Source organism: Mesorhizobium denitrificans, assembly GCF_003403035.1.
In the GTDB taxonomy this organism is placed as follows: domain Bacteria; phylum Pseudomonadota; class Alphaproteobacteria; order Rhizobiales; family Rhizobiaceae; genus Mesorhizobium_G; species Mesorhizobium_G denitrificans.
The window spans coordinates 91,779-114,714 of the sequence record NZ_QURN01000007.1; the positions used below are offsets into that span (position 1 = coordinate 91,779).

A 22,936-nucleotide genomic window follows, 5' to 3' on the forward strand; every position below is an offset into this window, starting at 1 on the left:
CCCCGCTCCATACCCTTCCCGACGGCGCATGGCTGCAGGCTGGGCGCGTTCCTCCGGCATTCGGATTTCGGTTTATGCGTGACAATCACGCTTGTCCAGACGGCTAGTCCACAGATGGCAGATTGTCGCGGGTAGGCCCGTGGGATTTCAGTGAGCATGGGCTGCAAATGACGCATTTCTGCGCTTCCGGTGCTCATGTACCCAAAAGTACACTCCGCTTCGGTTCTCGAAACACATCATTTTCGCTCCACGCTGGCCGGAATCTCATCAGGCCAGGGCGCTTGATTCTCAAAAGCTAGGCCCGAATCTTCGCAGGTTTGAGAGAACTGACCCAATCGATAGCTGCCTGATACTGTTGCAGAGCGACGATTGAGCGGCCATTTTGGCGCCGAAAGAAATATTGGGGCGGCGGAATGACCGACAAAAAATGGGCGTTCGAAGATTTCACAGAAGGCGGAACGCTCGTGCTTGGAACGAAAGTAGTGACCGCAGCGGAAATCGTGGAGTTCGCATCCGAGTTCGATCCACAACCCATGCATTTGAACGAGGAAGCAGGCAAAGCCAGCATTCTGGGCGGGCTGGCAGCTTCGGGCTGGCATACATGCTCGATGTTCATGCGCCTGCTTTGCGATGGCATATTGCTGCATTCGACGTCGCAAGGCGCGCCGGGCATCGAGTATGTGAAATGGAAAAGGCCCGTGCTGGCGGGCGATACGCTGACCGCGCGCGTGACTGTGCTTTCGAAGCGGATGTCCTCCAAGCGACCGAATCTCGGCCTCGTAATGATGCGTGCCGAAATGACGAATCAGAACGACGAGCAGGTTTTCGAACTGCAAAACACCGGCATGTTTTTGACGAGGGCAAGCGCATGAGCCTCGACGAATTTTTTCAGGTCGGGGAAACCGTCGATCTTGGCTCGCATCATTTCGACGCCGAATCGATTGTTGCGTTCGCGCGCAAATATGATCCGCAGCCCTTCCACCTTTCGGAAGAAACAGCGCATGGCACGGTTTTCGGGAAGCTCTGCGCATCCGGCTGGCACACTGCGGCTGCATGGATGAAGTGCAATGTGCGCACCGGAATCCTGAAGGGCGCGCAAGCATGGGATGGAGACGGGCCTGCGCCGACAGTGGGCGCTTCGCCGGGCTTTCGGAACCTCAAATGGCTTAAGCCGGTCTATGCAGGGGAAACCGTGACCTACACGCGCAAGGTGCTGAGCCAGCGCGCACTCTCATCAAAGCCCGGATACAGGCTGCTGACCGTCTTCGGCGAAGGACACGACTCAACCGGCGACAAAGTGCTGGAGTTCGAAAGCTCCGTGATCGTGAAGGCGGATTAGGGGAAATGACTATCCCATCTGACGCAGCGCTTCGCCGGCGACCATCGCTGCACTGACGGCGAGGTTGAGGCTGCGCCCCGCAACCATCGGAATGATGAGCCGAGCGTCGGCGCGGTCATGCAATGCATCCGGCACGCCAGCGGATTCGCGACCGAAAAGAATCACGTCATCAGGCCGGAACTCGAACTGCGTGTAAGGTTCGGCGGCGCGGGTCGTGAGCAATATGAGGCGGCGATTTTGCGCTTCGCGCCATGCGTTGAAGGTGGCGAAATCGACGTGACGAGCGAGTGCGGCCAACTCCAGATAGTCCATGCCCGCACGTCGCAAATTGCGGTCGGACAGGTCAAATCCCGCGGGCTCGATGATGTCCACCGCAAGGCCGAGACAGGCGGCGGTGCGCAAGATCGTGCCGGTATTTCCGGCGATGTCCGGCTGGTACAGCGCGATGCGCAGGCTGTGTTCCAATGGCAACACTCGCTCGACAGGGTTGGTGATGCTAGCCGGGTGGGTGGCCTTTTGCCGCGAATGAGGCTATAGAGCGCTCCCTGTCAACCCGAACCAAGGAGGCGCACAGATGACAGCTTTGTTCATCCCGCACTTTATGCGCCGTCTTCACGTGCGCTCCGCCTGATCGCGGAACCGGTTCGAAACCTCAGAAAAATTCATTCGACCTGATTCCGCCTGAGCCAAGTCTGGTTTTCGAGGAATCTCATTATGTCATACGATACGAACCGGAGCCGGAAGGTTCCTTATCTGTCATCTGCTGAATTCAATCCGGATGTTTCCAGCATCGCGGAGGCCCGACGCGCGGCGATTGCGTTTTCGCTGGGCGAGACGGGACATGGCCCGCCCGACCGCAAGCCGCATCGCGGCGGGCTGCCGGACGTGGACATGTCGCAGATTGTGCAGCAACCACGACGCTCGTGGCTGGAGCGCCTGTTCGGCGCGCCGCGCGCTGTCAAGCAACATCATAAGCCTTCCTCCAGCGCCGTGTGATTGCGGCGCGGGAGCAGGCAGACTACCTAAGTGAAGATCATGTTTCGCAAATTCGAATCGCTTCTGAATCCATTTCCGCCGGAAGAACCGGTGGAGCCACCGAAGACGCTCGTCGCCTTCTGCATTCACTACACGCGCGGCGCGTGGCCCTACATCATCGTTTCGACGATTTTGATGTCGGTGCTGGCGTTTGCCGAGGTGTGGCTGTTTTCCTTTATGGGAAACATCGTTGATTGGCTGAGTAACGCCAATCGCGAGACGTTCCTGCAAACCGAAGGCTGGAAGCTGGCCGCGATGGCGGGGCTGGTGCTGGTCGCCATGCCGATACTGGACTGGTTCCGCTCGCTGCTGAGCCAGCAGACGCTGATGGGCAATTACCCGATGCGCATTCGCTGGAATGTGCACCGCTATCTGCTCAAGCAGTCCATGACTTTTTATCAGGATGAGTTTGCGGGGCGCGTCGCGACCAAGCTGATGCAGACAGCGCTTGCCGTGCGCGAATGCATTCTGAAACTGTTCGAGGTGCTAAATTACGTCGTCGTGTATTTCACCGGCGTGCTGATTATTGCTGCCTCGGCGGACCTGTATTTGCTCATACCGCTGCTGATATGGCTGGCGTTTTACATCGGGTTGCTGCGGCTTTTTATACCGCGAATCCAGAAGGTTGCGGAAGAGCAGGCCGATACGCGCTCGCTGATGACTGGCCGCATCGTAGACTCCTATGCGAACATCCAGACCGTGAAGCTGTTTTCCCACGCGAAGCGTGAAGCCGATTATGCGCAAGAAGCGATGGGCGAGTTCATGGACACGGTGTACCGCTCCATGCGGCTCGGCACGGTGCTGTTTGCTGCGCTTGGCATTTTGAATGCGGCGCTGCTTGTGGCGGTGGGTGGGCTGTCCATCTCGCTGTGGCTGAACAATGCGGTGACGATTGGCTCGGTTGCGGTGGTGATCAGCCTCGTGCTGCGGCTCTGGGGTATGTCGCACTGGATCATGTGGGAAATGTCTGCGCTGTTCGAAAACATCGGCACTGTGCGCGACGGTATCAATTCAATCTCGCTGCCGCGACTGGTGCAGGACAGGCAAGGCGCGAAGGATCTCGTCGTCACCGAAGGGCGGATCGAGTTCGACCATGTGCGTTTCCACTATGGCCGCGCCAAGGGTGTGCTCGAAGACCTGTCGCTGGTGGTGAAGCCGGGTGAGAAGGTGGGCGTTGTAGGCCGCTCCGGCGCGGGTAAATCCACGCTCGTGAACCTGCTGCTGCGGTTTTACGACATCGAAGGCGGGCGCGTGCTTATCGATGGGCACGACATTGCTGCCGTGACGCAGGATTCGCTGCGCGCGCAGATCGGCATGGTGACGCAGGACACGAGCCTGCTGCATCGCTCTGTGCGAGACAACATCATGTATGGGCGGCCCGATGCGACCGAAGCCGAGATGATCGAAGCTGCGCGGCGCGCCGAGGCGACAGACTTCATCGCGATACTGACCGACCCGAAAGGGCGCAAGGGGTTCGATGCACATGTCGGCGAACGGGGCGTCAAGCTTTCCGGCGGCCAACGGCAGCGCATCGCGATTGCGCGCGTGATGCTGAAAGACGCGCCGATCCTGATACTCGATGAAGCGACATCAGCGCTGGACTCCGAGGTCGAGGCAGCGATTCAGGAGAATCTCTATCGCTTGATGGAAGGCAAGACCGTGATCGCCATCGCGCACCGGCTTTCGACCATCGCGGCGATGGATCGGCTGGTGGTTATGGATAAGGGCCGCGTCATCGAACAGGGCACGCATGACGAACTGATTGCGCATGGTGGGCTGTATAGCCAACTCTGGCAGCGGCAATCCGGCGGGTTCCTGCCACACGATGAAGCGCCAGCGGATGAAGCCGAGCAGGCGGCGGCGGAGTAGGGGCGGTCGATGCCGCAAAACTGCCTCAAGTGACGGAAAGGGTGCATGATGTTTGACGCATTTTTCCGTCGCTTCGAGGGAGCAGTCGATCCCTTTCAGGACACTGAGCGCGAAGTGCTGCCCGACTCGGCGTGGCAGTTCATTCTTTATTTCGCCCGGCAAGCGAAGGTGCCGTTTGCGATGCTGCTGATCGTCGGCGGGCTGGCAGGCGCAATCGATGCGGCGATGTACTGGTCTGTCGGCTGGCTGATCGACCTTCTGGACAAATCCACGCCCGCGAACCTGTTCGCCAATCACTGGTCGGAGCTGCTGGCGCTGCTGCTGCTGATACTCGTTGGCCGAACGGTGGTGATGATTGCGTCGGCTGTCGTTGAGCAGCAGATTATCGTGCCGGGGTTCTTTTCGATGGTGCGGTGGCAGTCGTTTCGCCGCGTGATCGAGCAGCCATACAGCTTTTACCAGAATGATTTCGCGGGGCGCATCGCAACCAAAATCATGCAAGGCGGCGAGGCCGTGGGCGACTTTATCGTCAACGTGCTGCAAACTATGTGGTCGTTCCTGACATTTGTCGTGCTGGCGGTGACCATTCTGATGTCGCTGGACCCGCTGATGGGCGTGGTGGTTGGCGTCTGGTTTCTCGGCTATCTGGCAATCGTGCGGTTTCTGCTGCCGGAAATGCGCCGCGCGGGACGCGAGGCGGCGGACCAACGCTCGGTTTTCAACGGGCGCATGGTGGATGCATTCACCAACATCATGGCGGTGAAGTTGTTCGACAGCGGACGGCGCGAACACAGCTATATTCGCGATGGGATGGAGGGATTGCTGGAAGCAGTGATCCGACTGACACGGACCATCACCACAGTGCGCGCTGCGGTGGCCTTTCTCAACGGCCTGATGATGAGCGCCGTGGGCGTGCTGGCGGTGATGTCCTGGGCGAATGGCCAGATCAGCAGCGGTGCGATCGCTGCCGCGCTGGGCCTCGTGTTTCGTCTTAACCAGATGTCCGGCTGGATGATGTTCAACATCAATGGCCTGATCCGCAACTATGCCACCGTGCAGGACGCGACGCGCACGATTTCGGTGAGGCCGGAGATTTCCGATGCGCTCGGCGCGGTAGAGTTACCGCGCGCCAAGGGCGATATTCGGTTCGACAATGTTTCGTTCCACTATGACAAGGGCGAGGGGATTATCGAAAACCTCTCGCTGCATATCCGCCCCGGTGAGCGCGTTGCACTTGTGGGGCCTTCAGGTGCGGGCAAGACGACGATCGTCAATCTGATGCTGCGGCTGTTCGATGTCGAGAGCGGGCGAATCCTGATCGACGGGCATGATGTTCGCGATGTGACGCAGGGTTCACTGCGCGAGCAGTTCGGCGTGGTGAGCCAGGAAGCGATGCTGATGCACCGCTCCATTCGCGACAATATTGCCTATGGCCGGGCGGGCTCGACTGACGCCGAAGTTGAAAGCGCGGCACGGCGCGCGGCGGCAGATGACTTCATCGCGACGGTTGCCGATCCGCGCGGGCGCACCGGCTATGACGCGCATGTGGGCGAGCGGGGCGTGAAGCTTTCCGGCGGGCAGCGGCAGCGCATTGCGATTGCGCGCATGATGCTGAAAGACGCACCGATCCTGATATTGGACGAGGCGACATCTGCGCTGGATTCTGAGGTGGAAGCGGCGATTCAGGAAAACCTCGGCAAGCTGATGGAAGGCAAAACGGTGATTGCTGTGGCTCACCGGCTTTCGACCATCGCGGCGCTGGATCGCCTGATCGTGATCGATGAGGGGCAGATCGTTGAGGAGGGCACGCATGAGCAGCTCATCGCGCGCGATGGCTTGTATGCGCGGCTCTGGAAGCGGCAATCTGGCGGATTTCTCGCAGAAGCGGCGGAGTGATCATGAGCCTGCGCGCACCCGCCCGATTTTCCGCCGCGACACTCGCGGAGTCCATGCAGAGTGCGCTGGACTATGAAATCGCATCCGAGAAGGCGAGTTCGCTAGGCCGGGCAGGGGATGCTGTCGCGAAATCGATGGCGCTGTTGCGCGCATATGATGGCGAAGCTGCGGAGCGCAGGCTTTTGCTGAAGCAGGCGGCTGATGCAGTTTGGGCCTATTTCATACAGCGCGAGCTATGCGGCCTGCGTCGCCACGACGATGCCATCCGCGAATATGGCATTCCGCGCGAAGTGCTGGTGAGGCTTGGCGCGAAGTAGGGTTATGTGTTCGGCTCAAGAAATCGAAGGGCTGCCGAAACCAATCGCAACTGCTCATTAGTTATCGCTTCCCATTCTCCGAGATGTTTTAGAATTTCTGGGATGTGCTTAGCGGCGATTTTCCCGATTGCGCTTCCTGCATTCCGTGCAAGTGCATCTTCAATTTGGAGTTCCGTGAGTTGTAGTATGCGGCAACCAAGGAACGAGTCGCCAGCATGTAACCATGGGTGATCTGTCTGATTAATTGGAAAGCATGGCGCAAAATGAGATCTGCTATTGATGCGAAGAAACCAGCCGCGCTGTGGTTCTATGCACGCAACCATTTTAGGGCGCGGTTTGTTCTTATTTACGACGCTTTCAGAATCTCGATGATTGAGCACGTCCAACGGACGTAGCTTCATAAGACAGCGTACCGGGCAGTTTCGCGCAATTCTCTCACTTTTGCGCTCTGATCAGGGCCGTTATCGAGCATATCAGCGTAGTCCATCATTCCAAAATTAGCGCGTTCCCAATCTCGGCCATGCGTCGCGGCAGTGCGGTCCGTAAAGTTCATTGAGCGGGAGAGACTAAAGCCTTCCTCCAAGGCTAGAATGTCGCTCCGAGAAAGGATGTCCATGTTTGGAGCGGCGTTTCCCTTGAGTTTAAGGCGATAGCCTTCCAGTTCCCAAGGAACTATACGATCTTGCAATTCCGCGATGATTAGCGGCTCACTTTTAGCAAGCTCATAGATTTCCAAGGGTACCGGACCGTAATTCATTGCTTTATACCGCGCACCAAAAATCGGGCGCAGATGCCTATTGAGGTGATACTTGTCAGCGAAATAGCAGGCTTTCAGAAGCGTATGCAGATCAAGCGGAGACTGCTGCGTAAGCATCCAATGGAGCGCAGTGCGAGCTTTCTCGGGAGAGAACCTAAACCTGATTTCGGGCATACCCATAGGCATAATATAGAAGATTAGTTTGGATGTCGCAAATTGCGCAAAAGGAAGCTCGAATCCATCAGGTATTAAACTTGAAGAGCATGACGTCGCCGTCCTGCACGACATATTCCTTGCCTTCGTCGCGGGCCTTGCCTGCTTCCTTCGCCGGGACTTCGCCGCCAAGCGTGACGAAATCCTCATAGGCGATGGTTTGGGCGCGGATGAAGCCGCGCTCGAAATCCGTATGGATTACGCCAGCCGCCTGCGGTGCCTTCGTGCCCTTCACGATGGTCCAAGCGCGCGTTTCCTTCGGGCCTGCTGTGAAATAGGTAATGAGGTGCAGCAGGTCGTAACCGGCGCGGATGAGGCGGTCGAGGCCCGGTTCCTCAAGACCCATTGCCTCAAGGAATTCCCTCGCTTCATCGTCCGCAAGCTGCGCGACCTGAGCTTCGATCTCGGCAGAAATGATGACCACCGATGCGCCCTGCTTCGCGGCCATCTCTTCAACGGCTTTGGTGTAGCTGTTGCCCGTGGCGGCATCGGCTTCAGCAACGTTGCAGACATAGAGAACCGGATGCGAGGTGAGCAGGTTCAGCCCTTCCAGAAGGCGGACCTCAGCGGGATCGAGGTCTTTGCGCAGCACGCGAACCGGCTTGCCCTCCTGAAGCAGCGCGAGCGCGCGCTCCATGATCGGCAATTGCTCCATGCTCTCCTTGTCCTTGCCCTGCGCGCGCTTGCGGGTGTTGGTAATGCGGCGCTCAAGGCTGTCGAGGTCTGCCAGCATGAGTTCGGTTTCGACAGTATCGGCATCCGCAACGGGATCGATGCGACCCTCGACATGGGTGATGTCGTCATTTTCGAAGCAGCGCAACACATGCACGATGGCGTCTACCTCGCGGATGTTGGCGAGGAACTGGTTGCCAAGCCCTTCGCCCTTGGACGCACCGCGCACGAGCCCGGCGATGTCCACGAAGGAAATGCGGGTCGGGATAATTTCCTTCGAACCGGCGATCTTGGCGATCTTGGCCTGGCGCGGGTCCGGCACGGCTACCTCGCCTGTGTTCGGCTCGATGGTGCAGAACGGATAGTTTGCCGCCTGCGCAGCCGCCGTGCGCGTCAGTGCGTTGAAAAGCGTCGATTTGCCAACGTTGGGCAAGCCAACGATGCCGCATTTGAAACCCATGATGGTGATCCTATCGGGAAACCAGAATTTGCTCTGGCGTATGGGCGAAGGGACTAACGATCGTCAAGCCTTCAATCTTCTGTTCGTCCTGAAGGTCTTCCGACAGAAAGTGCGTGCAGCCAAGATTCAAGGCCGAAGCGAGAAGCAGACAGTCCCACCAGGAATAGTGGTATTTGAGGTGAAGGGTACGAGCCTCCTCCATTTCCCAGATCGAAAGCGGGTAGTTGCCCATTGATGAGAATTGGCCGACGACAGAAAAGACCTGCTCGACCGTGGCCAGCCACTTCTTCGACAACAGAACGTTGGTGACTTCGTTAAGTACCTGAAGATTCAGGACAGCTTGCTGGAAAATCGCGAGTTGGCGCAGCCATTCGCGCGAGCGCAGCATCTTTTCGGGATCTTTGCGGTCGTGCGAATAGAGAATGACATTGGTATCGACAAATACTTTAACGGCGGGCATTGCGCTCTTCCGCAGTCGGCATTTTTCCGTTGTCGCTTACGTCCCAAAGGGGCAGCGACCATAATTTTTCCAGTGCTTCCAATTGCTCGTTGCGCTTTTGGGTCGCGGAATGAACCGCATCTGCCTCAATCTTCTCGCGGGCGGCTTCGGCCAGATATTTGGATACACTCTTGCCGGCCTTGGCTGCAGCAATGCGGGTCTGGCTGGCCAGTTCGTCGTCCATCGAAATGGTAATGTTGCGCATGATATTATCTCACGAAAACACGGAGTTCGTGTTATCTTATTTATAGGCTGCGCGCCCGTAATACAAGTGCGCGCTAATCTTTGCCGAGCAGCTTTTTGAGCATCGCGGCCATAGGCCCGGTTTCCGGGAGCTTGACCTGCGGCTTTTGGGGACGCGCCTGGCGGATGTGGCTTTGGGCCGCCTTTTCGGGCTTTGGTGCGCCGACATTGCTGCCGACAGCTAGCGAAATCTTGTTCATGAAGCCGTTGTCTTCGCCCTTGGCGAGCATATCGGCACTGTCGGCGATGGATTGCAGAAGCGGGTCGAGCCAGTTCTGATCGGCTTTGGAGAAGTCACCCAGCACGTAACCGTGGACAAGCTCTTTGGCGCCGGGATGACCGACGCCTATGCGCACACGGCGATAGTCGTTTGCGATGTGCTGGTCGATTGAGCGGATGCCATTGTGACCGCCTGCGCTTCCGCCGATCTTGATGCGGACCTTGCCCGCCGCCAGATCGATTTCGTCATACAGGACGGTGACGGCGGAGGGTTCCAACTTATAGAAGCGCATGGCTTCACCGACCGACTGGCCGGAAAGGTTCATGAAGGTCGAGGGCTTGAGCAGGAGAATTTTCTCGCCGCCGAGCCTGCCTTCGGCGATTTCGCCCTGAAACTTTTTGGTCCAGGGGGAAAAGGAATGGCGGCGGGCAATTGCGTCCGCCGCCATGAACCCGACATTGTGCCGGTTGTTCGCATATTTCGCACCGGGATTACCGAGACCCGCAAAGATGAGCATCGCAGAAACCTCCGGCGTGGAGGAGGATTATTCCTCCTTGGCTCCAGCTTCAGGAGAGGCGTTGTCTTCCGATGCCTGGGCCGAGGTGCCAGCAATGGTGGCAATGGTGAAATCGCGGTCGGAAATGACCGGCTTCACGCCCTTAGGCAGCTTCACAGCCGAAATGTGGATCGAATCGCCGATGTCGGCGCCGTCCAGATCGACCGTGATGAATTCCGGAATGGAATCAGCCGGGCAGTGGAATTCAACTTCGTGACGAACGATGTTGAGCGTGCCGCCACGCTTGATGCCGGGGGACTTCTCTTCATTGATGAAGTGAACCGGGACCTGAACGTTGACTTCGGTATTCTTGCCGACGCGCAGGAAATCCACGTGGAGCGGGAAATCCTTGACCGGGTCAAGCTGATAGTCCTTGGGGAGGACACGGATCTTCTTGCCGTCAACGTCGATCGTGGCAACCGTCGTCAGGAAGCCGCCGCCGTGAATCTTGTAGAAGATGTCCTTATAGGACAGCGCAATTGCAAGGGGTGCTTGCTTGTCGCCGTAAATAACGGCTGGCACTTTACCATCGCGACGAACTGCACGGGCGGACCCCTTACCGACCTGTTCGCGCGCTTCGGCCTTGAGCTCGTAAGTGTCGTGGCTCATGGTTTTTCCTTTTCGCGTTGTATGGAGCGTTTGCGGTTTGGCGCTGGCCGTTCCGTAAACGTCGAAAGCCGCCGGATAGGGCGGCTCTCATCCGCGTTGCCTCCAAGGGTGTCTACGCGGGTGGCGGCTGCATATAGGAAGTGGCGCGAAAGCGCAAGTTCTCGCGATCAGTCGAACAGGCTGGAGACGGATTCTTCCAGTGCCGTGCGCGAAATTGCCTCGCCGATCAACTCCGCGATGGAAACGACGCGGATGTTGTGGGCGTCCATGACAGCCTGCGTGGGCTGGATCGAGTCGGTGATGACAAGTTCCTGCAGCTTCGAGCCGGTGATGCGTGCAACCGCGCCGCCCGACAGAACGCCGTGGGTGATATAGGCGGTGACGCTGGCCGCACCTGCTTCGAGCAGAGCGTCAGCGGCGTTGCAGAGCGTGCCGCCGGAATCGACGATATCGTCAAACAACAAGCAATCCTTGCCGTGGACTTCACCGATAATGTTCATGACTTCGGATTGGCCGGGCTGGTCGCGGCGCTTGTCTACGATGGCGAGCGGAGCGTCCAAACGCTTTGCGAGCGCGCGGGCACGCACCACGCCGCCGACATCCGGCGAAACGACCATGACGTTGTTGATCTGCTTGTATTTGGCCTTCACGTCGCGCGCCATGACGGGAACGGAGAAGAGATTGTCCACCGGCGTATCAAAGAAGCCTTGAATCTGACCGGCATGCAGGTCCAGCGTGAGCACGCGGTAGCAGCCCGCGCGGGTGATCATATTCGCGACCAGCTTCGCGGAGATGGGCGTGCGGCCTGCCGAGCGGCGATCCTGCCGCGCATAGCCGAAATAGGGGATGACCGCCGTGATGCGCCGCGCAGATGAGCGCATGAACGCATCGGCCATGATGAGCAGTTCCATCAGGTGATCGTTGGTCGGGAACGAAGTGGACTGGAGGATGAAAACATCCTCGCCGCGCACGTTCTCCTGAATCTCAACGAATATTTCCTGATCCGCGAAGCGTTTGACCGTCGCTTTGCCGAGCGGAATGTTGAGATATCGGGCGACCGCCTCGGCCAGCACCCGGTTCGAATTGCCCGCGAAAAGTTTCATGCAAGTTCCCTGGCGTGGTCCGCTCGGATAATGGGCGGCTTTTAGCGCTGTTGCGCTGCAATGCAAGCACCGTAGTTGGGAATCTCACCTGAATTACATCAGTAAGTACTAATATAATTGATGAGATCTTATTTTACGATCAGTTCGAGGTCGTAGCGTGACAGGGGTTTTGGAGCGCCTTCGGTCGTCAAATAGGTGCGTCCGAGCGTCATTGCAGTTTCGGTTTCCGAATCCATGATAATCATATGCGCAAAAAGTGTCATGTCGGGCGTGATGGGCTCGGGATTGCCCTGATAGAACATCGGCATATCCATCCATGACGGAGTGAACCGCGCGCCGAGCGAATAGCCACAGGCGTTCAGCCGGTGTCGGGTGAGGCCATGCGCTTCGAGCGTGCGGGCATGTGCGTCGAACACATCGCCAAACGTGTTGCCGGGCACCATCGCCTTTTCGACGGCCAACAGCGCATCGCGCGAGGCGTCGAACAATTCCTGATGGCGCTTGCTGACCTTGCCAATGAGCACAGTTCGCATCATGGCGGCGTGATAATGGTGGAACACGCCAGCCCATTCGAGCGTGAGCTGATCGTTCTTGGTCAGCTTGCGGCGTCCGGCCTTGTAGCGGCAGAGCAGGGCGTCGATGCCCGACCCGATGATGAATTCATTGGCTGGATAATCGCCGCCGCCCTCGAAAACCGCCCCCTGCATGACGGCGAGGATTTTCCCCTCGTCCGCACCCTGCTTGATGATCTTGAGAGCAGCCTCCAGCGCATTATCGGCCAGTTCAGCGGCCTTTTCGGCCTTTTTGATTTCGGCAGGGCTTTTGAAAAGCCGCAAACGGGACACGATGCCGGATGCATCGACGATCTGGCCGAATGTTTTCAGTTGTTCGTCCAGAAGCTGGCCGTTGCGTGCCGTCAGGCCATGCGTGTCGTATTCGACACCGATGCGCATACCGAGCAAGCCAAGATCATTGAGCAGGTTGCGCAGATCCATTGCCGGATTGGCATCGGCGCGATCAGTCCAAACCGTTATACTTTCAATGATGGAGGTGTTCCTCGCTTGTCGCAAATCCGCAGAGCGGGTCAGCAGAAACATCGATCCATCGGCCTTGACGACGAGGCTTTGAAAAAAACAGAAGCCAAACGTGTCATAGCCGGTGAGCCAGTACATGCTCTCCTGCGCGAACAGCAGGATGGCATCCAGCTTCTTGTCCGCCATTTCCAGAACGAGCCGGTCGCGGCGGGCGTCAAATTCGGCGCGCTCAAAGTGTAGAGCCATCAATTTTCCTCCAACACGATTGCCGAAATGTGCCGACCGTAATCTGGTTCCTGCCGATGGGTAGACCGGCGGTAGGAATAGAAGAGCGCGTCGTCAGCATATGTGCAAAGGAAAAGCGCATCCGCTTGCACGCCAGCCTTGCGCAGCCGGTCAACGGTATAGGTGTTCAGGTCGAACATGGAATGCCCGGCATTTGCCGCCATGGTGAAATATGCGGCGTTGTCACGGTCCTGATCGATGAAGCGCTCCACAAATTCCGGGCCAACCTCATAATTCGCGCTGCTGATCGAGGGGCCGAGCGACGCGCGGATGGATTCGCGGCGAGCGCCAAGCGAAATCATCGCTTCAATCGTGTTTTCCAGAACGCCGGTGAGCGCGCCTTTCCAGCCTGCATGGGCGGCGCCCACGACACGCGCTTCAGGATCTGCAAAGAGAATCGGGCCGCAATCGGCGCTGGACGCGCCAACGGCAATGCCGGGACGATCAGTCACCAGCGCATCAACCTTCGGGCGCGGGCCGGTGAAAGGTTCGCGAACCACCACGACATCGGGCGAGTGCACCTGGTGTGCGCTGAGCAGGGAATCGGTGTCGACGCCCATCCATTTTGCGACGCGGCTGCGATTTTCGCGAACCTTGTCCGGGTCGTCATTTGAGCCGGTGCCCGTGTTCAAACCGCGATAAATGCCATCGGACACGCCGCCGGTTCGCGTGAAATAGCCGTGCCGGATGCCGGATGTAGCCAGCCCTTCCAGCAACGGCGAGACGATGGGTTCGGGTATTGCAGTGGCCGTCATGGCAGGAATACAGCCTCTGTTTTGTCGGTGATTTTATGTATGGCGGCAGGCGGATGAGGGGTGAGCGGCGAAATGCAAACAGCTCCGCTGGCCGGAGTTGTTTGACGGTTGGGTCGAAACCAGAATGGGGCATTCATGGCGCGTGTTGTGGTCTGCCGGTGCGCCGCACGTCAAGGCTCGATTGCGCTGCGGAAATGAAATGTGAAGGCCGCACTGTGGACATTTCAAGCAAAAGGCGCAGGTGCCTTGCTGGACGAACTGAATGCCAAAACCTTGAAAAGATTGCCCATTTTGTCAGGACCAGCGAGACGCTCGACCGCTTCGCTCAGTTGTGCACGAATTGCAGGGCCAACGTTCGATCCAAGGCGTCCGGCGCGTTCCAGCAAGCCTGTGCGCACCAGAAAATCGCCCTGTGTCGTCATATGTGGGATGAGCCCGACGGCGCGAACTGCAGAGGCGAGGGCGGCGAAATCGACATGGGTGGTGAGGTCGGCACGACCGGGATTAGCCAGCGGATCATCATATTTATGATCCAGAACGGCTTGCAGCGTGTCGCCAAGACCGGGTTCAAGATGGCCGTAGTCGATGAACAGCGCCGCGCCGCTTTGCTCGGCGATATCCTGCGCGATGTGCTGCATCAGGGATGAGCGGGCGGGAGATGCCTCGAAGACTGTGCCGGGTGGCGCGCTGGCAGCTTCAGGCGGCAGGAGGTCCGTATCAATGCTGCCGGAGCCAGCAACGAAAACGAGCTCATCTTGATCGTTGAGGCCAACGCAGCGCTCGCGCCAGTCTTGCTCTGTGAGAATATATTGACGAGTGGGGAGCGCGTCGAACAACTCATTGCCGACGATGAGCAAAGGGCCAGCGGGCAACTCAGACATGGCCTTATGCCATGTGGGCGTGACGCCAGCCGATTCCAGCGTTTGCTGCTGGATTTTGGTAAGGCGCGGGCTGGCCTCGATGAGGTGCACCGTGGAATTGGCGAACAGATCGGGCGCAATCTGCGCGACGGTGCGCAAAATGTCCTTCATCAGCGTTCCGCGCCCCGGACCGATTTCGGCTAGGATCGTGCCGCGCGGCTCTCCCAAATCGCGCCATGCAGCGGCAAGCCATGCACCGATCAACTCGCCGAACATCTGGCTGATTTCCGGCGCGGTGATGAAATCGCCGTCACGGCCAAAGGGTTGGCGCGTCGTGTAATAGCCGTGCTCGGGGTCGAACAGGCACAGCGCCATGTAGTCGCTGACGGGCAGGGGGCCGGTGGCGCGGATCAGCCCCGCGATTTTTGATGCCAGCGCGTTCATGCCGGGGTTTGGCTGGCAACCGGACGAGCCGTCGCCATCATGGCAATGCCAGTCAGGACGAGCGGGATGGAGAGGACCATGCCCATTGTGAGCCAATCGCCTGCCAGATAGCCAAGCTGCACGTCAGGCTCGCGGAAAAACTCAACGAAAATACGCGCGCAGCCATAGCCGGTGACGAAGGCGCCCGCGACAAAACCCGGTGTTTTCAGCTTCAGGCGGCTGTGGGTGAGGAAGCGCAGGACGACGAACAGCAGGAAGCCTTCCAGCAGCGCTTCATAAAGCTGGCTGGGATGGCGCGCAAATGGCCCGCCATTGGGAAAGACGATTGCCCATGGCACATCGGTTGGCCGCCCCCAAAGCTCGGAGTTTATGAAGTTTGCACAGCGAACAACGCCGATGCCGACCGTGGCAGACGGCGCGATGACGTCAAACAGGCTGCGCATCGGCAGGCCGCGCTTGATGGAAAAGACGATTAGCGCCGTCAGGACACCGAGAAAACCACCGTGGAAGGACATGCCGCCTTGCCAAATGGCAAAAATATCCGTCGGATGCGCCAGATAGCGCGCGAGGTCGTAGAACAGGATGTATCCGATGCGGCCGCCAAGCACGATGCCAATCGCTGCCCAGACAAGCAGGTCGTCAATGTCGTTTGGCGTTATGGGCGCCTGTCCGTTCGGCCATAGTCTAGGCGTAGAAACGAGGCGCTTCGCATACCACCAGCCGAACAGAATGCCGACCACATAGCCCAGCCCGTACCAGTGAACCGCCAGCGGACCAAGGTGGACAATCACCGGGTCAATGTTGGGGAAAGGAAGCTCGGCAATAAAAGGCATGTCAACTTTCTAGATGATTCCGCGCTTGTGGCTCAATAATTGGACAGTGATACGGCGGGGATATGTTTGGTTTCTAGATTTGCCTTTTCGGGCGACCCAATGGGGTGGGGCGAGGCAGCAAATACCCTTAAACCAGAAACGGATTGCCGCGGCGCTCGTCGCCAAAGCGGCTGCCGGGGCCGTGGCCGCAGATGAAGCCAACATCGTCGCCCAGAGGCAGGAGCTTTTCCTTGATCATGCGGATCAGAGTTTCATGGTCGCCACCGGGCAGGTCCGTGCGGCCAACGGAGCCGCGAAAGAGCACGTCGCCGACATGGGCGAAGCGCGCGGCGTCGTTGTAAAACACGACATGGCCGGGCGCGTGTCCGGGGCAGTGAAACACCTTGAAGCTGTGATTGCCGAACGACACTTTGTCGCCTTCCTCAAGGAACCGGTCAGGCGAGCAATTGTGCATGCCACTATTGATTCCATAACGAAGCGCCTGCTTTTCGATATTTTCCAGCAAAGGCTGGTCGTCCTTGTGGGGACCGATGATTTCGATGCCGCCGAGGCGCTCCTTGAGTTCATTCGCGCCGCCCGCATGATCCAGATGGCCGTGGGTTAGCCAGATTTGCTCAATTTTGAGACCGTTCTGCTCAATGGCATCGACGATGCGGTCAACATCGCCGCCGGGATCTACAACGACGCCGATCTTGGTCTCGTCGTCGAACAGAATGGTGCAATTTTGCTCAAATAGCGTGACCGGCACTATGCCCGCGCTCAATCGACCCATTATTCGTAGCCCTTCAAAAGGAAACGGGCGGCCATTGAGCCGCCCGCATTGGCTTTGCGCGAACGCGCGTTATTTGTTCATGGCTTTCATGATCTGGCCGACGATTGCGGTCAGGATCGCGCCGCCACCAGCGCCGCCGAGAATATTGTTCAAATTCAGCGCACCGTCAGAAACAGCAGCAGGATCCGCGCCGCCAAGAAGGCTGCCAAGAATCGTTGCGCCGCCGATGCCACCGATCGCGCCGCTGAGAATTTTCGGCAATTGTCCCATTACCGCCGACGAGACTGCAGCACCCACAGCCTGTCCGCCGAGGATCCCCGTGATGACCTGTACGATGATCGGCATCAAAGCTTCCATCGTTTATTCCCTCCACTCAGAACCGGCCAGGCGCCGGCGTGGATATCAGACCCTGATTCTGATGATTGTCAAACGATCATGCGCCGCTGGACCGAAAGGATGCGTCCGACTTTCGTTAAAGTAGAAGAATATGGGGATGCGATTCCGTCATAATTTTGGGGGGAACGTAATAGGCAAAGCTGCTTTTCATTCGCATTCGACGCAAAAGAATGGCAGAATCATTGGCATGCCCCATTTTTAGTAATAACGCTGACGTAAAACGTATCATGGGAGACGTAATGTCAAAGCAGAATGGGGCGGCGGTGGTACCACTCAAGACGGCCATAACCGACGAAGACGGAATCGACTTTGCGCTGATTGAGCTGCTTTTCTTCGCCTACCGGGATTTTACTTCCGATCCGGACAAGATACTTTCAGAGTTTGGATATGGTCGCGCTCACCATCGAGTGCTGCACTTTGTGAACAGAATGCCAGGTTTGACAGTTGCCGAACTGCTCGACGTGCTCAAGATCACCAAGCAAAGCCTGGGACGCGTGCTGAAGCAGCTTATCGACGGTGGCCATATCGTGCAGGAACGAGGGCCCAAAGATGGGCGTCAACGGGAACTCTACCCTACAGCCAAGGGCCGCAAGCTGGCACTTGCGCTGGCAAATCCGCAATCGAGCCGTATCAAGTCTGCGCTGGAGATTTCGGGCTTGAGGCAGCGCGATGTAGTCGAGCGCTTCCTGAAGGCTATGATGAATCCTGAACTGCGCGGGCAGATCGACAAACTGCCCGGTAAAATGACCGGGAGGACCGATGGAAACGATTGATCGCACGGGTCCGGGGGGCAACCCCCCGAGCGATGACGCTCCACACCTGCTCGTGATTGATGACGATACCCGCATCCGCAACCTGCTGAAGCAATATCTTTCTGAAAACGGGTTCCGCGTGACCGTTTCGGGTAACGCCGCCGATGCGCGACGCAAGCTGGAAGGTTTGGATTTCGACCTGTTGATCGTGGACGTGATGATGCCGGGCGAATCCGGCGTGGAACTTACGGCTTCGCTACGGGAGCGCGGACCGGTTCCGATCCTGATGCTGACGGCGCTTTCCGAGACGGAGAGCCGGATCGCGGGGCTGGAAGCAGGGGCCGATGATTATTTGCCGAAGCCGTTCGATCCACGCGAATTGATTCTGCGGATCAACAATATTTTGCGCCGCGGGGGGCCACAACCGCAGCCAAAGGTCGAGCAGGTTGTGTTCGGGCCGTACACGTTCCAGATCGCGCGGCGGGAACTCAAGCGCGGCGGGGAGCCGCTCAAGCTGACCGATCGCGAGCAGGAAATCATGGCGATATTCGCCGAGCGCGCCGGAGAGACGATCCCGCGACACGAACTGGTTGCGAATGACTCCGAGGTGGGCGAGCGTACGATAGACGTGCAGATCAACCGGCTGAGGCGGAAAATCGAACGCGACCCGGCCAATCCGGTCTGGTTGCAAACCGTGCGCGGTATCGGCTACCGGTTGAGCGTGGAGTAAGGCAATTGGACAGGCAAGATGGCATCGTCGGATTTCGATAGCGCGCCATCTGGCGGCTTTCGAGTAGCGCTTGCAGGGCTCAACGAGTCGTGGACGCGGTTCTGGAGGCGCATGTCGTTTTATCTGCCGAAGCGTCTCTATGCGCGCTCGCTGCTCATCGTCGTCATGCCAATGATCCTGCTGCAATCGGTGGTGGCCTATATTTATATGGACCGCTATTGGAGCGCCGTGACGCAACGGCTTTCAGCGGCAACCGCCAGAGAGCTGGCCGTGGTTGTGGATCTCGTGCAGAACGCGCCGCCCGGCAGCGACTATCGCGACATCATACAGATCGCCAACAGCCACCTTGAGTTCAATGTGTATGTGCTGCCGCCCGAACCGCTGCCTGCACCAGCTGGCGCGCCGTTCTTCGATGTGCTGAACGATGCGCTGAACGAGGAAATTGCGCAGCGCGTGAAATTGCCGTTCTGGATCGATACGGTTGGCAATTCACGCACCGTCGAGATGCGCGTGGCTTTTCCCGATAAGGTGCTGCAGGTGTTTGCACCCCGAAAGCAGGCGGCGCCCTCCAATACACATATTTTCCTGGTGTGGATGGTGGGCACGTCGCTGGTGCTGCTGGTGATTGCGATTACGTTCCTGCGCAACCAGATCCGGCCTATCATTGCGCTCACCGAAGCGGCGGAGAGCTTTGGTAAGGGCAGGCCAGCGCCGCGTGATTTTCGTCCGCGCGGCGCAGAAGAAGTGCGGCGCGCCGGCCTTGCGTTCATACAAATGCGCGAACGCATCGAACGTCAGCTCGAACAGCGAACGGCGATGTTGAGCGGCGTCAGCCACGATCTACGCACCATCCTGACGCGCTTCAGGCTGCAACTTGCGCTGGTGGGCTCCAAGTCAGATCGCGAGGCGCTGAATCAGGACATCGACGCCATGCAGTCGATGCTTGAGGGCTATCTGCAATTCGCACGCGGCGAGGCCGAGGAAGAAGAAACCGGCGTTTTCGATCTGGAGGATTATCTTTCGAGGATCGATGAGGAAGCCGAACTCCTGGAGCGGTCGCTTGGTTTCAGTTTAAAGGGCGATCCGAAAGTATTCGTGCGCCCCCAGGCATTCAATCGGCTGCTGGACAATATTGTGGGCAATGCGTTCCGATACGCAAAGACTGTGCGTGTCGAAATGGAGCATCGCCCCGGTATGCTGGTGGTGGTGGTTGATGACAACGGCCCGGGCATTCCAGCAGATCAGCGTGAAGAAGTATTCAAGGCCTTCGTGCGGCTGGAAGGCGGGCGCAATCTCGATTCAAGCGGCACAGGGCTGGGGCTGGCGATTGCGCGCGACATCGCGCGCAGCCACGGAGGCGATATTATGCTTTCCGATAGCCCACTCGGCGGATTGCGGGCAATCATCCGCGTTCCCGCTTAGCATCTGCTTAGCCCTCATCGGCACGCGGATGAGCGGTAATTGCGCGACAAACAGGAAGATGCTGGACGCCTTTGCAGGCGTTGCTTAAAACAGCCGTCCGCCGTCGGGGACTTTGTGCGAGATGGCGCCAAGAACGACTTCGCCGTCCTCATCCGGGAAGCCAAGGGTGAGCACTTCCGACATGAATTTGCCGATCTGGCGCGGGGGGAAATTCACCACCGCAAACACCTGCCGACCGACAAGCGTTTCAGGCGTGTAGTGCTTGGTGATCTGCGCCGAAGAGCGCTTCACGCCGATGACGGGTCCGAAGTCGATTTTCAACTTGAACGCCGGCTTGCGCGCTTCCGGGTAGGGCTCGACCTCGACGATCGTGCCCGCGCGGATGTCGACCTTTTCAAAATCGTCAAAGACGATCTGCGGCTTCTGTTCGGATGATGACGCCATGATGCGGCTCAGGCCGTGCCGGCAGTCTCGAACAGCACATGCGAGAGCGCATCGCGCGCATTAGTGCCGGACCAGACGACAAACTGGAACGCCTGAAAATAGCATTCGCAGGCCTCCAGCGCACTGGACAGCAGCACCTCGACCTGGCGGCTGGTCGGTTCCGCGCCGCCGCACAGCAGCAGCGACTGGCGGAACATGATCGCGCCTTCCTGCTCCCACAGATCGAAATGGCCGAACAACAACTGCTCGTTGATGAGCGAAAGGAGCCGCATGATTTCTGTGACGCGGTTTTCCGGGACTTTCAGATCGAACGCGCAGGCCAGATGCAGCGCCTCAAAATCTTCCATCCACGAAAAGGATGCATGGTAATCCGACCAGTTCCCGGCGACGGAGATCGAGATTTCATCATCGCCAGCGCGCTCGAACGCCCAGTCGTTATTATGCGCGACCTGTTCGATCACATCGACCGGATGTGCGTCGCGTGCGATTTCAATTTCAATCAGTTCCATATGCCCATTCCGCTGTCGAGAACGCGCGACGGCGTTCCGGCCAACCCCAGTACCTAACCTACAAGTGAAACCCCCAACCGGCCCCAACGCGATACACTGGGCCGTACTCCAACCCGCGACAATTGGCTGCCACGAATCATTGAATAAATTCAGTGTATTGATGCGCTGACTCAGCGCCAGCCCCAATTAGCTATCGGATGTGGAAAGCCGCTGCGAAATTGATTCAGACTTAAGGGCTAAGCGATTCAGCCAATAGGCTTTTTTGCAGCCGGGCGCTGTGGACAAAATTTTAAATTATTTTTTTGCAGTGCGGCCTGAAGCCGGCTTCGCGGGCTTGTCGGCGGCGGACGGCGCATCTGCGACACCCAATTTTGCCTCAAGTGCTTTGATACGGGCGGCGAGTTTGAGGTTTTCTTCGCGGGCTTTGCGAGCCATGTCGCTGACCGCATCGAACTCTTCGCGCTGCACGACATCCATATTGTTGAGCAGGCGCTCGGCCTGAGCTCGAAACGCAGTTTCAACCTCGCGGCGTACACCCTGCGCAGCGCCAGCGGCGTCTGTCATCAGCTTTGCGAGATCGTCGAGCAGTCGATTTGGGCCGGTTGACATAAACTTATCCTCACCACTTGTAAGGCAATTAGTGGCCGACGCTTCCGAATACAAGGCCCGTGTGCGGCGGTCTGATTGACGCAGCACATTGTATGTATGAAGCAAACGCGTTCGTAGTGTCGGGCGGCGGATTACGTGTATCCGCCGCGCCTCGCAGCAAAAAAATCAGCCGACGGTGAGGTTGACCGCTTTCGGTCCCTTACCGCGCTTGTCCGGCTCGGTTTCGAACGTCACTTTCTGCCCGTCTTCGAGCCCCGGCAAACCTGATGCCTGTACGGCAGAAATGTGGACGAATACGTCCTTGCCGCCATCGTCAGGCGTAATAAAGCCAAAACCTTTGGCATGATTGAAAAATTTAACAGTGCCGGATTGCGGCATCGTAGACTCCTCTAGTCCCAAGTCTGAATGTCGCGCGGCCCATTCTCCGCACGATCAGGCAGTATACTGGAGGAGAAGCAATAGCACTGCATCGCATTGGGCCCTTTGCCTTGGACCTCTTTTTGCGACCGTCTCCCTGTGCCTAAAAGCGGCAAGAGGGACGCACCAATCCCATCTCCGGGCCCGCAACTTCCCGAAGAGCAAATTTGTCCAATATTTTGAGGAGTTCGGCAAGCGAATCTTTTGCTTGCCTATCACGTGCGCGAAGAAAGAAAATGCGTGAATAAAGAAAGCGCGACCGCTTTGTGCCGCGCCTTCCGAAACGAGTGAAGCCGGGCGAATTACCCGGAAGGGGCCTATTCAGCGCGCAGGTTGACCGCCTTCGGGCCTTTGCCCATACGGTCCGGCTCTACGTCGAACGAGACCTTCTGGCCGTCAACCAGCGTGCGAAGGCCCGACTTCTCGATTGCAGAGATGTGGACGAATACGTCCTTTGCGCCGCCATCTGGCGTGATGAAGCCGAAGCCTTTGGTGGCGTTGAAGAATTTTACGGTTCCGGTCTGGGACATTGGGGGAAAACTCCTTCACCCGTTTCAATCATGGATCTCGCGATCCGTTTATTCCTGGCGGTCATGCATCGCGCACGATCGGACCCCCACCAGCAGGGTCTGTCAGATATCTACGATGTCGGGGAAAGGGTCGTCCAAAACGTTCCAGTCTCCGGGTTGCAAATGCCCGAACACAAAATCTATCGCATGGAAATATTATCGTTGCAAGCCAAAGAGATGAAGGTTTTTTACGAGGCAAATAACGCAAAGTATTAATTTAGAATACTATAATATATGATACTTTCAATACTTCACGCCTGATGGGGTTGCAGGAAGGCGGATTTCGACGTTGCAATGACGCTCAAATCGCGCTCCCA

General features: G+C 58.0%; 28 protein-coding genes. 9 read left to right on the plus strand and 19 right to left on the minus strand.

Translation table 11 applies throughout. From position 1 onward, the window contains the following. The first annotated feature begins 413 nt into the window (after positions 1 to 413). Positions 414 to 872, plus strand: a complete 459-nt coding sequence (locus DY251_RS10840) for a MaoC family dehydratase (protein WP_116623920.1) — start codon at positions 414 to 416, stop codon at positions 870 to 872. Then, complete coding sequence (locus DY251_RS10845; RefSeq protein WP_116623921.1) at positions 869 to 1,339, plus strand: MaoC family dehydratase; 471 nt, start codon at positions 869 to 871, stop codon at positions 1,337 to 1,339. Before DY251_RS10840 ends, DY251_RS10845 begins: the two co-directional genes overlap by 4 nt. Before the next feature lie 9 nt (positions 1,340 to 1,348). Here DY251_RS10845 and DY251_RS10850 read toward each other — a convergent pair whose 3' ends face one another. Then, positions 1,349 to 1,804, minus strand: coding sequence for a tRNA (cytidine(34)-2'-O)-methyltransferase (locus DY251_RS10850; RefSeq protein WP_116623922.1), 456 nt, complete (start codon positions 1,802 to 1,804; stop codon positions 1,349 to 1,351). A 249-nt stretch (positions 1,805 to 2,053) separates the two neighbouring features. Between DY251_RS10850 and DY251_RS10855 the strand changes: the two genes are divergently transcribed. Genes DY251_RS10855 through DY251_RS10870 form a run of 4 tightly spaced genes read left to right on the plus strand, consistent with a single transcriptional unit; the run spans position 2,054 to position 6,456 of the window. Then, the gene (locus DY251_RS10855; RefSeq protein WP_116623923.1) at positions 2,054 to 2,335 is read left to right on the plus strand and encodes a hypothetical protein; all 282 of its coding nucleotides are present in this window, start codon (positions 2,054 to 2,056) and stop codon (positions 2,333 to 2,335) included. 39 nt (positions 2,336 to 2,374) lie between these two features. Beyond that, entirely contained in the window at positions 2,375 to 4,243 is a 1,869-nt protein-coding gene (locus DY251_RS10860) for an ABC transporter ATP-binding protein (RefSeq protein ID WP_116623924.1), read from the plus strand. 48 nt (positions 4,244 to 4,291) lie between these two features. Beyond that, the gene (locus DY251_RS10865; protein WP_116624052.1) at positions 4,292 to 6,139 is read left to right on the plus strand and encodes an ABC transporter ATP-binding protein; all 1,848 of its coding nucleotides are present in this window, start codon (positions 4,292 to 4,294) and stop codon (positions 6,137 to 6,139) included. Positions 6,140 to 6,141: 2 nt separating this feature from the next. Then, complete coding sequence (locus DY251_RS10870; RefSeq protein ID WP_116623925.1) at positions 6,142 to 6,456, plus strand: DUF6665 family protein; 315 nt, start codon at positions 6,142 to 6,144, stop codon at positions 6,454 to 6,456. A 397-nt stretch (positions 6,457 to 6,853) separates the two neighbouring features. Here DY251_RS10870 and DY251_RS10880 read toward each other — a convergent pair whose 3' ends face one another. From DY251_RS10880 to DY251_RS10940, 13 genes are all read right to left on the minus strand, one after another. Beyond that, positions 6,854 to 7,330: a Panacea domain-containing protein gene (locus tag DY251_RS10880; RefSeq protein ID WP_158553246.1), complete on the minus strand. Its 477-nt coding sequence runs from the start codon at positions 7,328 to 7,330 to the stop codon at positions 6,854 to 6,856. A gap of 124 nt (positions 7,331 to 7,454) precedes the next feature. After that, positions 7,455 to 8,558, minus strand: a complete 1,104-nt coding sequence (gene ychF, locus DY251_RS10885; RefSeq protein WP_116623928.1) for a redox-regulated ATPase YchF — start codon at positions 8,556 to 8,558, stop codon at positions 7,455 to 7,457. 10 nt (positions 8,559 to 8,568) lie between these two features. Further along, positions 8,569 to 9,018 carry a PIN domain-containing protein gene (locus DY251_RS10890; protein ID WP_116623929.1) on the minus strand — a complete coding sequence of 150 codons (450 nt, stop codon included), beginning with the start codon at positions 9,016 to 9,018 and terminating at the stop codon, positions 8,569 to 8,571. After that, complete coding sequence (locus DY251_RS10895) at positions 9,005 to 9,262, minus strand: hypothetical protein (protein ID WP_116623930.1); 258 nt, start codon at positions 9,260 to 9,262, stop codon at positions 9,005 to 9,007. Before DY251_RS10895 ends, DY251_RS10890 begins: the two co-directional genes overlap by 14 nt. A 73-nt stretch (positions 9,263 to 9,335) precedes the next feature. Next, positions 9,336 to 10,037, minus strand: coding sequence for an aminoacyl-tRNA hydrolase (gene pth, locus DY251_RS10900; protein WP_116623931.1), 702 nt, complete (start codon positions 10,035 to 10,037; stop codon positions 9,336 to 9,338). Between the two features lie 27 nt (positions 10,038 to 10,064). After that, the gene (locus DY251_RS10905) at positions 10,065 to 10,685 is read right to left on the minus strand and encodes a 50S ribosomal protein L25/general stress protein Ctc (protein ID WP_116623932.1); all 621 of its coding nucleotides are present in this window, start codon (positions 10,683 to 10,685) and stop codon (positions 10,065 to 10,067) included. A 167-nt stretch (positions 10,686 to 10,852) separates the two neighbouring features. After that, on the minus strand, positions 10,853 to 11,788 hold the full coding sequence (locus tag DY251_RS10910) for a ribose-phosphate pyrophosphokinase (RefSeq protein ID WP_116623933.1): 936 nt from the start codon (positions 11,786 to 11,788) through the stop codon (positions 10,853 to 10,855). Positions 11,789 to 11,916: 128 nt separating this feature from the next. After that, positions 11,917 to 13,068, minus strand: a complete 1,152-nt coding sequence (locus tag DY251_RS10915) for a M24 family metallopeptidase (protein ID WP_116623934.1) — start codon at positions 13,066 to 13,068, stop codon at positions 11,917 to 11,919. Further along, a complete protein-coding gene (gene pgeF, locus DY251_RS10920) occupies positions 13,068 to 13,862 on the minus strand; it encodes a peptidoglycan editing factor PgeF (protein ID WP_116623935.1) in 795 nt (264 codons plus the stop codon). The genes DY251_RS10915 and pgeF overlap by 1 nt, the downstream gene beginning before the upstream one ends. Before the next feature lie 224 nt (positions 13,863 to 14,086). Continuing rightward, positions 14,087 to 15,166 (minus strand): class I SAM-dependent methyltransferase, encoded by a 1,080-nt coding sequence (locus DY251_RS10925; RefSeq protein WP_116623936.1) that lies wholly within the window; start codon positions 15,164 to 15,166, stop codon positions 14,087 to 14,089. Further along, entirely contained in the window at positions 15,163 to 15,999 is an 837-nt protein-coding gene (gene lgt / locus DY251_RS10930) for a prolipoprotein diacylglyceryl transferase (RefSeq protein WP_116623937.1), read from the minus strand. Before lgt ends, DY251_RS10925 begins: the two co-directional genes overlap by 4 nt. A 127-nt stretch (positions 16,000 to 16,126) precedes the next feature. Beyond that, a complete protein-coding gene (locus DY251_RS10935) occupies positions 16,127 to 16,771 on the minus strand; it encodes an MBL fold metallo-hydrolase (protein WP_116623938.1) in 645 nt (214 codons plus the stop codon). A 69-nt stretch (positions 16,772 to 16,840) separates the two neighbouring features. Further along, the gene (locus DY251_RS10940; protein WP_116623939.1) at positions 16,841 to 17,128 is read right to left on the minus strand and encodes a hypothetical protein; all 288 of its coding nucleotides are present in this window, start codon (positions 17,126 to 17,128) and stop codon (positions 16,841 to 16,843) included. 278 nt (positions 17,129 to 17,406) lie between these two features. On the opposite strand from DY251_RS10940, the gene DY251_RS10945 reads away from it, so the two are divergent. Genes DY251_RS10945 through DY251_RS10955 form a run of 3 tightly spaced genes read left to right on the plus strand, consistent with a single transcriptional unit; the run spans position 17,407 to position 20,071 of the window. Then, positions 17,407 to 17,940 (plus strand): MarR family winged helix-turn-helix transcriptional regulator, encoded by a 534-nt coding sequence (locus tag DY251_RS10945; protein ID WP_116624053.1) that lies wholly within the window; start codon positions 17,407 to 17,409, stop codon positions 17,938 to 17,940. Beyond that, positions 17,927 to 18,649: a response regulator gene (locus DY251_RS10950; RefSeq protein ID WP_116623940.1), complete on the plus strand. Its 723-nt coding sequence runs from the start codon at positions 17,927 to 17,929 to the stop codon at positions 18,647 to 18,649. The genes DY251_RS10945 and DY251_RS10950 overlap by 14 nt, the downstream gene beginning before the upstream one ends. 18 nt (positions 18,650 to 18,667) lie before the next feature. Beyond that, positions 18,668 to 20,071, plus strand: a complete 1,404-nt coding sequence (locus DY251_RS10955) for an ATP-binding protein (protein WP_116623941.1) — start codon at positions 18,668 to 18,670, stop codon at positions 20,069 to 20,071. Positions 20,072 to 20,155: 84 nt separating this feature from the next. Here the strand turns inward: DY251_RS10955 and DY251_RS10960 are convergent, their stop codons facing one another. From DY251_RS10960 to DY251_RS10980, 5 genes are all read right to left on the minus strand, one after another. After that, positions 20,156 to 20,515 (minus strand): tRNA-binding protein, encoded by a 360-nt coding sequence (locus DY251_RS10960; protein ID WP_116623942.1) that lies wholly within the window; start codon positions 20,513 to 20,515, stop codon positions 20,156 to 20,158. 8 nt (positions 20,516 to 20,523) lie between these two features. Beyond that, positions 20,524 to 21,024, minus strand: coding sequence for a type III secretion system chaperone family protein (locus tag DY251_RS10965; RefSeq protein WP_116623943.1), 501 nt, complete (start codon positions 21,022 to 21,024; stop codon positions 20,524 to 20,526). A gap of 294 nt (positions 21,025 to 21,318) precedes the next feature. Further along, a complete protein-coding gene (locus DY251_RS10970; RefSeq protein ID WP_116623944.1) occupies positions 21,319 to 21,633 on the minus strand; it encodes an accessory factor UbiK family protein in 315 nt (104 codons plus the stop codon). 165 nt (positions 21,634 to 21,798) lie between these two features. Then, positions 21,799 to 22,011, minus strand: coding sequence for a cold-shock protein (locus DY251_RS10975; protein WP_116623945.1), 213 nt, complete (start codon positions 22,009 to 22,011; stop codon positions 21,799 to 21,801). Between the two features lie 356 nt (positions 22,012 to 22,367). Further along, positions 22,368 to 22,580: a cold-shock protein gene (locus tag DY251_RS10980; RefSeq protein ID WP_116623946.1), complete on the minus strand. Its 213-nt coding sequence runs from the start codon at positions 22,578 to 22,580 to the stop codon at positions 22,368 to 22,370. Positions 22,581 to 22,936 lie beyond the last annotated feature (356 nt).

Coding starts and splice junctions, on each gene's coding strand:
- DY251_RS10845 (WP_116623921.1), top strand. CDS start 869: ATGAGCCTCGACGAATTTTTTCAGGTCGGGGAAACCGTCGATCTTGGC.
- ychF (WP_116623928.1), bottom strand. CDS start 8,558: ATGGGTTTCAAATGCGGCATCGTTGGCTTGCCCAACGTTGGCAAATCG.
- DY251_RS10910 (WP_116623933.1), bottom strand. CDS start 11,788: ATGAAACTTTTCGCGGGCAATTCGAACCGGGTGCTGGCCGAGGCGGTC.
- DY251_RS10895 (WP_116623930.1), bottom strand. CDS start 9,262: ATGCGCAACATTACCATTTCGATGGACGACGAACTGGCCAGCCAGACC.
- DY251_RS10935 (WP_116623938.1), bottom strand. CDS start 16,771: ATGGGTCGATTGAGCGCGGGCATAGTGCCGGTCACGCTATTTGAGCAA.
- DY251_RS10950 (WP_116623940.1), top strand. CDS start 17,927: ATGGAAACGATTGATCGCACGGGTCCGGGGGGCAACCCCCCGAGCGAT.
- DY251_RS10905 (WP_116623932.1), bottom strand. CDS start 10,685: ATGAGCCACGACACTTACGAGCTCAAGGCCGAAGCGCGCGAACAGGTC.
- DY251_RS10925 (WP_116623936.1), bottom strand. CDS start 15,166: ATGAACGCGCTGGCATCAAAAATCGCGGGGCTGATCCGCGCCACCGGC.
- DY251_RS10855 (WP_116623923.1), top strand. CDS start 2,054: ATGTCATACGATACGAACCGGAGCCGGAAGGTTCCTTATCTGTCATCT.
- DY251_RS10965 (WP_116623943.1), bottom strand. CDS start 21,024: ATGGAACTGATTGAAATTGAAATCGCACGCGACGCACATCCGGTCGAT.
- DY251_RS10880 (WP_158553246.1), bottom strand. CDS start 7,330: ATGCTTACGCAGCAGTCTCCGCTTGATCTGCATACGCTTCTGAAAGCC.
- DY251_RS10870 (WP_116623925.1), top strand. CDS start 6,142: ATGAGCCTGCGCGCACCCGCCCGATTTTCCGCCGCGACACTCGCGGAG.
- DY251_RS10890 (WP_116623929.1), bottom strand. CDS start 9,018: ATGCCCGCCGTTAAAGTATTTGTCGATACCAATGTCATTCTCTATTCG.
- DY251_RS10945 (WP_116624053.1), top strand. CDS start 17,407: ATGTCAAAGCAGAATGGGGCGGCGGTGGTACCACTCAAGACGGCCATA.
- lgt (WP_116623937.1), bottom strand. CDS start 15,999: ATGCCTTTTATTGCCGAGCTTCCTTTCCCCAACATTGACCCGGTGATT.
- DY251_RS10970 (WP_116623944.1), bottom strand. CDS start 21,633: ATGTCAACCGGCCCAAATCGACTGCTCGACGATCTCGCAAAGCTGATG.
- DY251_RS10840 (WP_116623920.1), top strand. CDS start 414: ATGACCGACAAAAAATGGGCGTTCGAAGATTTCACAGAAGGCGGAACG.
- DY251_RS10860 (WP_116623924.1), top strand. CDS start 2,375: ATGTTTCGCAAATTCGAATCGCTTCTGAATCCATTTCCGCCGGAAGAA.
- DY251_RS10940 (WP_116623939.1), bottom strand. CDS start 17,128: ATGGAAGCTTTGATGCCGATCATCGTACAGGTCATCACGGGGATCCTC.
- DY251_RS10960 (WP_116623942.1), bottom strand. CDS start 20,515: ATGGCGTCATCATCCGAACAGAAGCCGCAGATCGTCTTTGACGATTTT.
- DY251_RS10975 (WP_116623945.1), bottom strand. CDS start 22,011: ATGCCGCAATCCGGCACTGTTAAATTTTTCAATCATGCCAAAGGTTTT.
- DY251_RS10980 (WP_116623946.1), bottom strand. CDS start 22,580: ATGTCCCAGACCGGAACCGTAAAATTCTTCAACGCCACCAAAGGCTTC.
- pth (WP_116623931.1), bottom strand. CDS start 10,037: ATGCTCATCTTTGCGGGTCTCGGTAATCCCGGTGCGAAATATGCGAAC.
- DY251_RS10915 (WP_116623934.1), bottom strand. CDS start 13,068: ATGGCTCTACACTTTGAGCGCGCCGAATTTGACGCCCGCCGCGACCGG.
- pgeF (WP_116623935.1), bottom strand. CDS start 13,862: ATGACGGCCACTGCAATACCCGAACCCATCGTCTCGCCGTTGCTGGAA.
- DY251_RS10865 (WP_116624052.1), top strand. CDS start 4,292: ATGTTTGACGCATTTTTCCGTCGCTTCGAGGGAGCAGTCGATCCCTTT.
- DY251_RS10955 (WP_116623941.1), top strand. CDS start 18,668: ATGGCATCGTCGGATTTCGATAGCGCGCCATCTGGCGGCTTTCGAGTA.